Origin of the sequence: Nannocystis pusilla, assembly GCF_026626665.1 — a bacterium.
GTDB classification, from domain to species: domain Bacteria; phylum Myxococcota_A; class Polyangia; order Nannocystales; family Nannocystaceae; genus Nannocystis; species Nannocystis pusilla.
The window spans coordinates 8,243,283-8,254,967 of sequence record NZ_JAPNKE010000002.1 but is presented as its reverse complement, the minus strand read 5'-3'; the positions used below and the strand labels follow the sequence as shown (position 1 = coordinate 8,254,967).

Annotated in this window: 13 protein-coding genes; 6 read left to right on the top strand and 7 right to left on the bottom strand. The window is 71.5% G+C overall.

Features of this window, described 5'->3' with window-relative positions; all coding sequences use genetic code 11:
• Positions 1 to 94: 94 nt before the first annotated feature.
• The 4 genes from OV079_RS36380 to OV079_RS36365 form a co-directional block, all read right to left on the bottom strand.
• Positions 95 to 847: a hypothetical protein gene (locus tag OV079_RS36380; RefSeq protein WP_267774112.1), complete on the bottom strand. Its 753-nt coding sequence runs from the start codon at positions 845 to 847 to the stop codon at positions 95 to 97.
• An 896-nt stretch (positions 848 to 1,743) separates the two neighbouring features.
• Entirely contained in the window at positions 1,744 to 2,124 is a 381-nt protein-coding gene (locus tag OV079_RS36375) for a RidA family protein (protein WP_267774111.1), read from the bottom strand.
• Between the two features lie 38 nt (positions 2,125 to 2,162).
• A complete protein-coding gene (locus OV079_RS36370) occupies positions 2,163 to 3,548 on the bottom strand; it encodes an amidohydrolase family protein (protein ID WP_267774109.1) in 1,386 nt (461 codons plus the stop codon).
• A gap of 17 nt (positions 3,549 to 3,565) precedes the next feature.
• On the bottom strand, positions 3,566 to 5,080 hold the full coding sequence (locus OV079_RS36365) for an amidohydrolase (protein ID WP_267774108.1): 1,515 nt from the start codon (positions 5,078 to 5,080) through the stop codon (positions 3,566 to 3,568).
• A gap of 123 nt (positions 5,081 to 5,203) precedes the next feature.
• On the opposite strand from OV079_RS36365, the gene OV079_RS36360 reads away from it, so the two are divergent.
• Genes OV079_RS36360 through OV079_RS36350 form a run of 3 tightly spaced genes read left to right on the top strand, consistent with a single transcriptional unit; the run spans position 5,204 to position 7,977 of the window.
• Positions 5,204 to 6,367: a thioredoxin domain-containing protein gene (locus OV079_RS36360; RefSeq protein WP_267774107.1), complete on the top strand. Its 1,164-nt coding sequence runs from the start codon at positions 5,204 to 5,206 to the stop codon at positions 6,365 to 6,367.
• Between the two features lie 3 nt (positions 6,368 to 6,370).
• Complete coding sequence (locus tag OV079_RS36355) at positions 6,371 to 7,324, top strand: prenyltransferase (RefSeq protein WP_267774106.1); 954 nt, start codon at positions 6,371 to 6,373, stop codon at positions 7,322 to 7,324.
• The gene (locus tag OV079_RS36350; RefSeq protein ID WP_267774104.1) at positions 7,321 to 7,977 is read left to right on the top strand and encodes a ferrochelatase; all 657 of its coding nucleotides are present in this window, start codon (positions 7,321 to 7,323) and stop codon (positions 7,975 to 7,977) included. Before OV079_RS36355 ends, OV079_RS36350 begins: the two co-directional genes overlap by 4 nt.
• 90 nt (positions 7,978 to 8,067) lie before the next feature.
• Here OV079_RS36350 and OV079_RS36345 read toward each other — a convergent pair whose 3' ends face one another.
• Complete coding sequence (locus OV079_RS36345) at positions 8,068 to 8,691, bottom strand: hypothetical protein (protein WP_267774102.1); 624 nt, start codon at positions 8,689 to 8,691, stop codon at positions 8,068 to 8,070.
• A gap of 26 nt (positions 8,692 to 8,717) precedes the next feature.
• On the opposite strand from OV079_RS36345, the gene OV079_RS36340 reads away from it, so the two are divergent.
• From OV079_RS36340 to OV079_RS36330, 3 genes are read left to right on the top strand one after another with little or no spacing between them, the layout of a single operon-like run.
• Entirely contained in the window at positions 8,718 to 9,398 is a 681-nt protein-coding gene (locus OV079_RS36340; protein ID WP_267774101.1) for a pseudouridine synthase, read from the top strand.
• A 7-nt stretch (positions 9,399 to 9,405) separates the two neighbouring features.
• Positions 9,406 to 9,528 carry a hypothetical protein gene (locus tag OV079_RS36335; RefSeq protein ID WP_267774100.1) on the top strand — a complete coding sequence of 41 codons (123 nt, stop codon included), beginning with the start codon at positions 9,406 to 9,408 and terminating at the stop codon, positions 9,526 to 9,528.
• A gap of 4 nt (positions 9,529 to 9,532) precedes the next feature.
• The gene (locus tag OV079_RS36330) at positions 9,533 to 9,694 is read left to right on the top strand and encodes a hypothetical protein (RefSeq protein WP_267774099.1); all 162 of its coding nucleotides are present in this window, start codon (positions 9,533 to 9,535) and stop codon (positions 9,692 to 9,694) included.
• A gap of 409 nt (positions 9,695 to 10,103) precedes the next feature.
• On the opposite strand, the gene OV079_RS36325 is transcribed toward OV079_RS36330, so the two are convergent.
• Positions 10,104 to 10,541, bottom strand: a complete 438-nt coding sequence (locus OV079_RS36325; RefSeq protein ID WP_267774098.1) for a hypothetical protein — start codon at positions 10,539 to 10,541, stop codon at positions 10,104 to 10,106.
• 141 nt (positions 10,542 to 10,682) lie between these two features.
• Entirely contained in the window at positions 10,683 to 11,660 is a 978-nt protein-coding gene (locus OV079_RS36320; protein WP_267774097.1) for a hypothetical protein, read from the bottom strand.
• Positions 11,661 to 11,685: the final 25 nt, after the last annotated feature.

The following is an 11,685-nucleotide window of genomic DNA, read 5'->3' as shown; positions in this document are numbered from 1 at the left end:
GGCGGCGAACGGCGAGTACGAGACTGTCGCCGGAGCGACATGGCGCCTGGAGCATGTTTTTAAAACATGTCCCGATAGCCGTCTCGATCGGGCATCACTCGAGGATGCAGACCCCGACGTCTTCGAGCCCGGAGGGGGCCTCGCCCTCGCCGTACCACGAGACGCACACCATGCCGTACTGCACGCAGGGGTCGGCGAGGTCGGTGTCGCAGTACGCCGTGCAGCAGGCCTGGCCGTTGCAGTTGGCCACGTACTCGCCGCTGAGGCAGGCGTTGCCCGGGTCGCAGCCGTTGGCGTAAATGCAACCGTCGCCGACCTTGCCGGTGTTGCCAGAGGCGTCCGGGACGCAGGCGAACTCGTTCTCCACGCCGACGCACTCGTAGTCCGCGCCGCAGAAGGCCTGGTTCAGCGGGTCGCACTTGGCGACGCATTGCCCGATGTCGTCGATGACGACGCACACCTGGTTGGCGGCGCATCCGTCGCACGGATCTTCGGGCGGCCGGATGAAGGTGCCGCCGTCGTCGCCGGAGTCCGAGGTGATGAAGCTGGCGCTGTCGGTCTCGGTGTCGCTGCTCGGCCAGTCCGAGGTCGAGGGACCGGTGGTGCGGTCGACGCCGGTGGTGGTGCTCGTCGTCGTCGTGCTCTCGTCGCCGGTCGTGCCGGGATTCGTGCTGTTCGTGCTGTTCGTCGTCGGGTTCGTCGCCGCAGTGGTGATGTCGCCGGTGGTGCCCGCGGTGGGGTCGGCGTCGCCCGTGCTCGACGTGTCGCCGTCGTCGTCGTCGGGTTGGCTGCTGTTGCCCTGGGTGTTGTTGTTACCGCCCGGTTGACACGTGTCGACGAAGCACATGAGCCCCGGCAGACACTGACCCTCGATACAGGGGCCGGTGACCTGACCTGGCATTGACCCGGCCGTAAGCGGGCTCTCGGAGTCGCTACAGGCGACCAATAAAAATGCGGCGAGTGAGAACGAATACGCGCGAAATGTCGGCATGCGGCGGACGTTATACGAGCCGCCGGCGAAAGGTCAATGCATGGACGTACGATTCCGAATGGATGCAATGGACGCTGAAGATGTCGCAAATCCGCGTTGGGTGCCCGGGCCGCGGGGCCGCGCGGAGGCGGGTGAGTCGAAGGAATGGTGTGAGCGCAGGGCGAACTACATCGAGGCGAACGGATGGCGCGAGCCGTGGGATGCGGCGATCTTGCTGCGCATGGAACGTTGATTCCGAGGCGATTTGCTGTCGCGCTCGCTCCCGGGGCGGGATGCCGGGAATCTCGGCGCGGGTCGGTCGTGGGACTGCCTCGCGGGGAGTCGGGGTTTTAAATAGCTCCGCGGAGAGCTCCACCCTGGCTGCTCGAGCGCGGCCTCTCGGTCGGCGACCGCGAGGGAAAAACTCGAAGGGTCGGTACGGCGCGAGCATGCGGCGTCGCTCAGGGACGCGCGGGCGTGGGCGAGGACCGAGCGGCGCGACGTCGGTGGTCGGCCGCGGCTGGACTCGGCGGTCGGAGGGGCTCCGCGACTCTTCGGTCGGTCGGCTCGTGAGCCCGGACGCTCACGCCGCGCTCGACAGGACGAGGGCGGCCGCGGCTGCACTCGGAGGCCAGCGGGGCTCTGCGTCTCTTGGGTCGGTCGGCTCGTTCCCGACGCTCACGCCGGGCTCGACAGGACGAGGGCGACCGCGAGCGCGCATCCTGTGTCGTCACCGGCACGGCTCTCACGCGGCAGCGAGAGCTCGGCCGCGCTCAGAGGTGGGCGATGGCTTCGATCTCGACCTTGAAGTTGAAGGGCAGGCGCGCCACTTCGATGCAGGTGCGAGCGGGGATCTGGGGGCCCGGGAAGAACTTGCCGTAGACCTTGTTGAAGGCGGCGAACTGGCCCATGTCGGTGATGAAGGCGGTGATCTTCAGCACCTTGTCGAGGCCGGAGCCGGCCTTCTCGAGCGTGCGACGGAGGTTGGTGAGGGTGGCGTGGGTCTCGGCCACCAGGTCACCGAGAGTGATGCCCAGAGTCTCGACGTCGACGGCGGCGTGCCCGGAGGTGAAGATGAAGCCGTTGTGGTCGCGGTGCCACGAGAAGATCGGGCCGTGCTCGAGCTGGTGGGGGCTTCGGTGGTGACTCGTCATTGGGTCCAGCGATCTATACCGCGACGTGGGCGGGGGCGTCACTTTTGCGGGGGTGCCGCGGTGGTCGCAGCGGCGCCGGTGTCGGGGCGAGGACGCGCGTCGGTCGACTTCGTGGACTTGCCGCCGCCGAACTTGTCGAGGCTGCGATAGCGGTCGCGCAAGAGGGTCTGGCGCGAGACCATCGGGATCGCGCGGCCGCGGACGAGCACGTCGGTGGGACGACTGCTGAGCTCGAGCGGGTCGCCGCTCCAGACGACGAGGTTGGCGACCTTGCCGACGGCGACGCTGCCGTGCGTCGCGCCCTGGCCGTAGGCGAGGGCCGGCTCGAGGGTGATCGCGCGCAGCGCAGTGGCCCACGGCAGACCGTTGGCGACCGCGATGCCGGCCTCCTGTGTGATGTTGCGGAGGTTGTGCGAGTCGTCGAGCCAGGCGATGACGACGGGCACGCCGGCGGCGGCCAGCAGGGCGGCGTTGTCGAGGCGCGCGCCGAGGGTGTCGAAGCTGCTCGGCAAGTTGCGCGAGGGCTGCACGATCACCGGCACCTTGGCGGCCGCCAGCTCCGGCGCGACCTTCCACGCCTCGGAGCCGCCGACGATCACGAGCCGCAGCTTGTACTCCTTCGCCAGGTCGAGCGCGGCGAGGATGTCGCTCGCGCGGTCGGCCGACAGGGTCAGCGGGATCTGGCCGGCCAGCGTCGGCTGCAGCGCCTGCAGGTCGAGCGCGTGGGCGGCGAACGGCCGGGTCTGGGCCCGCTCGTAGGCGTCCTTGCGCCCGCGGAACACCTGCGCGTCGCTGAGGACCTCGTGCAGCTTGGCCAGCGCGGCCGCGCGCGAGCCCCCGAAGCTGTGGCCGAGGTTGCCGTCGAGCGCCACGCCGGCCTTGGCGAGGGCGCCGCGGTGATCGCCGTGGACGAGGTCGACCCACGCGACCTGTCCCGAGAGCAAGCCGCCCGCGGGGGCGACCGCGGCCGTGGTGACGCCGCCGATCGCCTGCACCTGGATCAGGCTCGACTCGGCGTGAAAGGCCCGGCTGGCGTCGTAGGCGGCGCGGACCGGGTGGTCGCCGGCGCGGGCGTCGTCGTGCGTGCTGCCCTCGAGATCGATCTCGACGAGGCCGAGCTGGTTGTCGCAGGCGACGAGGCCCGGCGTGACGACCTTGCCGGCGGCGTCGATGCGCAGCGCGTCGGCCGGGGCGCTCGCGGCCAGCTCGGGGCCGCCGACGCCGGCGAACTTGCCGTCGCGGACGACGACGGTGGCGTTCTTGACGACGGTGCCGTCGCCGACGTGGAGGTCGCCGCCGCTGACGACCACGACAGGCGAAGCGGGGCGGGTCGGCGCGGTCGCGGGGCGGGCCGGTGCGGTCGCGGAGCGGGCCGCCGGGGCCGGGGCGAGCAGGGTGAGCGCGACGAAGAGGATGTGGCTCATGGGACAGGTCCTCTCGGTCAGTTCGCAGGGGACATGTTGGAAGGGGCAGGTGAGACCGGGGCCGGCGGGGCGGCGCCCGGGTTGTAGCCGAGCTCGAAGTCGGTGCCGGGCTCGAGCTGGCCGCGGAGGTAGACCGGCTCGCCGTCGATGTAGACCTGCTCGGCGCGGGTGTAGACGCTGAACGGGTTGCCGGACCAGACGACGAGGTCGGCGCGCTTGCCGGGGGTGAGGGTGCCGACCTCGTGGTCGATGCCGAGGGCCCACGCGGCGTTGGCGGTGAACCACCGCAGGGCGTCGTTCTCGCTGATGTCGATGCCGATCCGGCGGCCGGCGTGCATCGCCTTGGCGGCCTCCTGGTTGAGGCGCTGGATGCCGGTGGGGCTGTCGGAGTGGATGATCGAGCGGCCGCCGGCGGCGTGCAGCAGGGCGGCGTTCTCGAGGATGCCGTCGAAGGCCTCGGCCTTGAAGCCCCACCAGTCGGCCCAGATCGAGGCGGCGGTGTCGGCGGCGGCCAGGCGGTCGGCGATCTTGTAGGCCTCGACCGCGTGGTGGAAGCTGCGGATCTTGAAGCCGTAGGTCTTCGCCAGGTCGAGCATCTGCGACATCTCGTCGGCCCGGTAGCAGTGGTTGTGGACCAGGATCTCGCCCTTCAACACGAGGCCGAGGGTCTCGAGGCCGAAGTCGCGGGTCGGCGGCTGCGGCTCGTCCGGCGGCTTGCCGGGCTGGCCGTCCTTGCCGGCGGGCTGCGGCTTGTCCTTGTTCTTCTCCCAGTCGGCGTGGTCCTTGTGGTACTTCGCCAGGGTCCGCTCGTACTCCTTGGCCTTCTGGAAGGCGTCGCGGAAGCCGGCGATGTTGCCCATGCGCGTCTTGGGCCCGGCCTTGTCGCCGTAGACGCGTTTGGGGTTCTCGCCGCAGGCCATCTTGAGGCCGTAGGGCGCGCCGGGGAACTTGACGTCGTCGACGCTGCGCGCGTCGGGCAAGAACCGCACGGTCACGCTGCGCCCGCCGATCAGGTTGGCCGAGCCGGGCAGGATCTGCGCCGTCGTCACCCCGCCCGCGCGGGCCCGATCGATCTGCGGGTCCTGCGGCCAGTAGCCGTCCTCCGCGCGCACGTGGGCGGTGTTGGGCGCGCTGGCCTCGTTGCCGTCGCTGTGACCGTTGAGGCCGGGCGCCGCGTAGACGCCGAGGTGCGAGTGGGTGTCGATGACGCCGGGGGTGATGGTCTTGCCGGTGGCGTCGACGACGACGGCGCCGTCGGGGGCCTCGAGTCCGGGGCCGACGGCGGAGATCCGGCCGCCGACGACGAGGAGGTCGGCGCGCTCGAAGATGTCGCCGGCGGCGGTCATGATGCGGGCGTTGCGGAACAGGCGCGGCGGGCCGTCGCTGACGATCGCGGGCGCCGCGGTGCGACCTGCGACGTCGGGTGCGGGTGCGGCGACGTCGCTCGGCGGCTGCGGCGGAGCGCCGCGGTTGCACGCGAGGAACAGGACGAAGCCCGAGATGGCAGGCGAGCGAGGGCGACGCGAGCTCACGCGCCGAACCTACGCCGGACGCGGCAGACCGGGCAATCGCCGTGCCGCGGCCCGGACGTGTGTTTGAGCCCGGTCCACGGCGGTGGCGGCGCGAGCCGGCCGCGGATATCCTTCGCGCCGCTCATGCATGTTCGCACCCTGATCGGTGCCGCGGCGCTCGTGTTCGCGGCTGGTTGTCTGTCCGAGCGCGGCAAGCCGCCCGCCAACAAGCAGGTCGCCGCGGCGGGCGCCCCGGCTTCCACCACGACGACGAAGGCGCCGTCGGGCCCGCCGGCGATGCGCGCCGCGGCCGCTCCCGGCTCGTCGCTGTGCGAGCAGGCCTCGCTCAAGCTGGCCCCCGGCTCGGTGGTCGCGCAGGTCAACGGCGTCGACGTCAAGCTCGAGGACCTCGGCGAGCAGCTCACGCAGGCCGAGAACAAGGCGCTGCGGACGTACTGCAGCGAGGTCGCACGCGTGCGCGAGGCCGCGCTCGAGAACCTCGTGCAGCAGAAGGTGCTCACCGCCGCGGCCGAGAAGGCGGGCAAGCCGATCAACGAGTTCGTGCAGGAGCGCATGGAGGCGGCGGTGCCGACCCCGAGCGACGCCGACATCGAGGCGTTCTACAACTCGCGCAAGTCGCCCGACGCGCCGCCGCTCGACCAGGTCCGCGACCAGGTGGTCCAGGCGATCAAGGCCGAGAAGTCGGAAGAGGTGTTCATGACGATGTTGAACGAGCTGCGGGCGACCGCCTCGATCGACAAGCGTTTGCCCGACGTGCGCCCGCCGGCGCTCGAGCTGGCGGCGACCCACTCGCCGTGGATCGGCAGCAGCGAGGCGAAGGTGCAGGTGGTCGAGTTCTCCGACTTCGAGTGCCCGTACTGCTCGCGCGCGGCCGAGACGCTCAAGCAGCTGAAGGACAAGTACGCCGACAAGCCGGTGCAGTTCGTGTTCCGCCACTTCCCGCTGAGCTTCCACCCGAACGCCCGCCCGGCGGCCGAGTACGCCCAGTGCGCGCAGGAGCAGGAGAAGTTCTGGCCGCTGCACGACGAGATCTTCGCGGCCCAGCGCGAGCTGTCGACCGACAAGCTCAAGGAGCTGGCGACCAAGGTCGGGCTCGACCAGGGCAAGCTCGACGAGTGCCTGACCCGCGTCGGCGCGCTCGTCGAGGCCGACATGAAGGTCGCCGGCGAGGCGGGGGTCGGCGGCACGCCGAGCTTCTACATCAACGGCCAGACCTTCGAAGGCAACCCCTCGGTCGCCGGCCTGTCGGAGGCGATCGACGCCGAGCTGGCCCGCGCGCAGGGCTGACGGATGCACCCGGCCTTCGCCTCGCCGCTGCGCCGGTGGCTCCACGCGTTCAAGCCGGCCAGCTGGCCGAAGGTGCTGGCGCCCGCGCTCTTGGGACAGGTCCTCGGGGTCATGTCCTCGGGGACATTCAGCGTCGGCGCCGCGGTCGTCGGCCTGGCGTTCGCGGTGTTCGCCACGATCTACGTGGTGCTGCTCAACGACTGGTTCGACGCCGACGTCGACGCGCTGAAGCGGCGCATGTTCCCCGAGGCGGGCTCGCCGAAGACGATCCCCGACGCCATCCTGCCGGCCGAGAGCGTGCTCTTGGCCGGCGCGGGCTTCGGAGTGATGGCGCTGGCGGTGGCGATGTGCGGCGAGCTGTTCCTGCCCGGGCGGCCGGGGCTGATGCTCGGCGCGGTCATCGGGCTCGGGCTGCTGTTGGTCTACTCGGCGCCGCCGCTGCGGCTCAACGACCGCGGGGCGGGCGAGTTCGTCGAGGCGCTCGGGGTCGGGGTGCTCGTGCCGTGGTGGAGCGCGTACGCCCAGAGCGGGCAGCTCACCTCGCCGTGGTACGTGTGGGCGCTGCCGGGGCTGGCGCTGCTGGCGTTCGCGTCGGCGGCGGCGAGCGGGCTGTCCGACGAGGAGAGCGACCGCCGCGGCCGCAAGGCGACGCTGACGACGATGTACGGCAACCGGGCCGCGCGCCGGGCCGCCGAGTACTCGGCGTTCGCCGGGCTCATCGCCTGGATGTTCGCCGTGCGCGCCAGCGGCGGCGCGTTCCCGCTGATCCCGGTGCAGATCGCCGTGCTCGCGGCGGCGCTGCCGTGGCGCGCGCTGACCCGCGAGAGCCCGCACGCGCTGACCAACTGCTTCAAGGCCCAGGGCCGCTACAAGACCGCGCTGCACCGCCTGATCTGGGGCTCGTCCCTGGCGCTGGCGCTGGCGCTGGTGGTGCTGCGCGCGGTGGGGTGGGCATGAGCTGGCCCGGGCGGTCGCTGGCGCCGGGGCGCGGCCGCAGCCGCAGCGTGGAGGAGGTCGTGGCCCACGTGGCCGGGGGCTCGCCCGCAGCGGCCGAGCTGACGGCGGCGCTGCGGGAGATCGAGGCGGCGGCCGCCGCCGCGTTCCCGGGCAACATCTACTGGGACACCGAGCTGCTGGCGGCCGAGCTGCTGCGCGCGGGCCCGGGCGCGCTCGCGGCCCTGGGGCGCCAGATCGCCGGGTTGCAGGCGCTCTACGGCCACAACACGGTGATCCGCTTCCGCTACGTCCACGACTTCCTGTACGGCTACGACTGGGCCAAGTGGGTCCAGCGCGAGCCGGAGGAGCGCGCGGGGGTCGGGCCGTTCGCGCCGGCCTTCATCGACCACCAGGAGCGCCGCGCCCGCGAGCTCGAGCAGCTGATCGCCGACGACGACGCGGTCTATCCCAGCTTGCCCGAAGGACAGGTGCGCAACCCGTTCCCGTTCTCGCGCGAGCCCGAGGCCGAGGCGCTGCTGCTGGCCGAGCTGGCCGCCGCGGGGCTCTTGCCGGTCGAGGCCTGGGACGCGGCCGCTTCGCCGCTGTGGGACCGGCCCTACGCCGACCTGCGCGTCGAGCGAGCGGCGGCGCTGGGGCTCCTGCTGCCCGAGTGACGATGGCTGACTGTTCGGACATGCACGAAGGGGCATGCTCGCGAGCATGCCCCTTCGGACCTGTCACACGGGACAGGCTGCTCAGGACGGTCACAGGCCGGACTGGCGCTGCTTCTCCTTGAGGCGGGCGACCTTCTGCTCGAGCTCCTCGACGAGCTGCTTCTGGTCGGTGTAGTTCTTCTCGACGACGACGCCGCGGCGCTCGGCGAGCTCGATCTGCTCGGAGGTGCGGGCGTTCTCCTTCACCTTCTTCATCCGCTCGAGGAAGATCGTGCGCTGGGCCAGGTCCTTGCGCGCGATGTCGAGTTTCTTCTCCCAGTAGGCGATCTCGGCGCCGGCGCTGGCGAAGCTGGTCGGCTCGGGCTTGGGCTTCTTCGGCGGGGCCAGCGAGTCGGACTTGGGCCCGACCGGGAGGATGGACGGGTTGATGCGGGCCTTGCCGTTGCCGCGGTTGGGGTCGTAGTCGCGGGCGCCGACGCCGAGGGCCTGCGACTCCGGGCCGCCGCCGCTCTGGGCGAGGCTGGCCTGCTGGCCGGCGCTGCCCTTGCTCTTGCCGGCCCCGGCCGCGCCCGAGGCGGCGTCACCCCCGGGCCAGAAGATGAGGAGCGCGGCGACCACGAGGATCGCGCCGCCCACGATCAGCGCCCACAGCGCGCCACCCTGGGCAGGCTCGGGCTGGGTCGCGGTCGTCGGCTTGGGACCAGGTTCGGACATACGCGGGCGAGAATAGCATGTCCGCGGTGAGCGAGCCCCCGGAGGAGTTCATCGAGATCCCGCTGGTCGTGGACCCGGCCCGCGACGGCTTTCGCCTCGACCGCTTCCTCTCGAGCCGGATCGCCCGGCTGTCGCGCACCCGCGTGCAGACGATCGTCGACAACGGCCAGGTCCGGCGCGCAGACACCGGTGAGGTGCTGCTGCGCGCGTCCCAGCGCGTGCGCGCCGGCGAGGCGCTGGTGATCCGCAGGCCCGCGCCGCGTGAGCCGGAGGTGGTGCTCGATTACCGGGAGATCTACAGGGACGAGGCGCTGCTGGTCATCGACAAGCCGGCCGGTCTGCCGGTGCATCCGTCGGCCAGCTATCACCGCCACACGCTGACCCAGGTGCTGCGCGACCGCCTCGGGCCCGGCCACGGCTGGGACATGGCCCACCGCCTCGACCGCGAGACGTCCGGGGTGATGGTGTTCGGCCGCCGCGCCGGCTCGGCGACCGCGCTCAAGAAGGCGTTCCTCGGCCGCGAGGTGCGCAAGAGGTACCTGGCGCTGGTCCACGGCTGTCTTGAGGAACATGTCCGCATCGACATGTCACTCGGGTTCGCGATCGGCTCGAAGATCCGGATCAAGATGGGGCCGGTGCCGGTGGCCGACGGCGGGCTGCCGGCGGTGACGACGGTGCGTCCGCTGCGGCACGGCGAATTGCAATAAGGGGCCGGTGACGCTGGTGGAGGCGCTGCCCGAGACGGGGCGGCAGCACCAGATCCGCGTCCACCTGGCGGAGATCGGCCACGCGGTGGTCGGCGACAAGCTGTACGGGCTGCCCGAAGAAGAACTTTAAAGTGGTGGAGGGCGGGCGGAAGCTGCACGAGCTCGGGGCCCAGCTCGGGCTGCAACGCCACGCGCTGCACGCTGCGGCGCTGACGCTGCCGCACCCGAAGACGGGCGCGGAGGTGCAGTTCACGGCGCCGTGGCCGGCCGAGCTCGCTGCGATCCTGGCGCCGTGAGCGGGGCGCCGCCCGAGGCCGGGCGCGGAGGTGCAGTTCACGGCGCCGTGGCCGGCCGAGCTCGCTGCGATCCTGGCGCCGTGAGCGGGGCGCCGCCGGGCTGGGTGGAGGCTCGGGCGACGCCGAGCGGGTGTGTCTCGAAGGACATGCGACGTCCGGGGCAAGGGGGACGTTGCCAGCACATGTCTCGGAGGACATGTGGTGCGCGGAGCACGGGCGACGCTGCGAGCACGTGTCTCGGAGGACATGTGGCGCCCGGGGCATGCCGCGAGCATATGTCTCGGAGGACATGTGGTGCGCAGGCGTGGGCGACGCTGCGAGCACGTGTCTCGGAGGACATGTGGCGCCCGGGGCACGCCGCGAGCATATGTCTCGAGGGACATGTGGCTGCGCGGAGCGGGCGAGATTCTCAGGGCTTCAGGAGCGGCGAGGCGCCGGGGTGCAAGAGCTCCACGATCTCGCCGGACACCGGCTCGATCGCGGTGGTCTTGCCGTCCTCCACCACGACCTTGAACTGAGCCATGTCGGAGCCGTCCTTGAGCTTCAGGGTGCGGTCGGGCAGCTCGATGGTGTCGACGCCGGGCGGCTCGCGGGTGAGGCCGAGGCGCGCCTTGCCTTGCGACCAGGCGAGCACGCGCGGGCGCTCGGAGGTGTCGGTGCCGGCGGGGAGCTCGAACTGGCGCAGGGCCGTGGGCTCGGCGCCGCGGCGGGCCCAGCGGTACCAGGCGAACATGGTGCCGACGACGAGCACGGCGAGGCAGGCGATCAGGACGCGGCGGATGCGCCGGGCGGCCGCGTAACCGGCGAATCGGCCGAGATGGTGCTCGCCGGGCGGCGGGTTGCGCATGAGCTCGTCGTCGCGGTCGCTGGCGGGGGAGCCTCGACCGGGCGCCACTCGCTGGCCACTTCGGAGGACGGCGGGTCGAGGTCGTCGCGGGTCATGCCCGGAGGATAGCGCGGGTCGGCGAGGGTCGCGCTCGCGCGGAGCTCACTGACAGACCGAGCCGATCAGGAGGCCCATGTCGAGGTCGACCAGCGGGTCGCTGCACTTCTGGTTGACCGGGCAGTCGGCGTCGCTGTTGCACTGGCCGCAGATGCCGAGCTTCAGCAGGCCCATGATGTTGGCCTCGCCGCAGAAGCCCGAGGCGCACGCCTGGTTGCCCGTGCCGTCGAAGTCGCAGCCGGCGTTCTGCGGCAGCGAGTCGGCGGGCTCGCACTTCTTCTGGCCGCTGAAGTCGGGGATGTCGTAGTCGGGCGTGCAGTGGGGCGCCTGCGGGGGGCAGTCGAGGTCGGTCTTGCACTCGCCGCAGGTGGCGACGGTGATGATGCCGGGGACCTCGAGCACGGGGCTGCAGTCCGATGCGGTGGGGTCGGTGCACGCGGCGTCGCTCTCGCAGCCGTCGCCGGCCTTGCCGAGGTTGCACTTCGAGCCGACGCCGGCGACCGGGTTGATGACGGTGCAGCCGCCGTCGGGGCAGTCGTCGTCGCCGAGGCACTCGCCGCAGAAGCCGCCGAGGGCGGGGACGACGAAGCACTTGCCGGACTCGCAGCCGCAGCCGCTGGCGTCGGTGCAGGAGGAGTTCTGCGGCTGGGCGGGGGGGTCGTTGCAGAAGATGCCGGTGGTGAAGTCGGTGGTCTCGGGGATGAGCGAGGTCGAGATGACGTCGGTGGTGACGGTGCTCGAGTGCGTGTCGCTGGGGTCGGTGATGGAGCCCTCGGTGACCGGGACGAGGGTGGTGCCGTCACTGGTGGGGAAGGTGGTGACGGTCTGACCGACAGTGGTGGTGAGGGGCTCGCTCGGGCTGGCCGAGGTCTGGCTGTGCCCCATGGTGACGGAGGCTTCGCCGGTCGAACCTTGGGTGGCGCCCGCCGTCTCGGTGCCGGTCTGCGAGTCGGTGTCGCCGGGCTCGGACTTGGGGCTGCAAGCGACGATGAACAATAGAGCGGACCACAAGCGATACTTCATGCGGGGAGTATACGATTGGTACGGT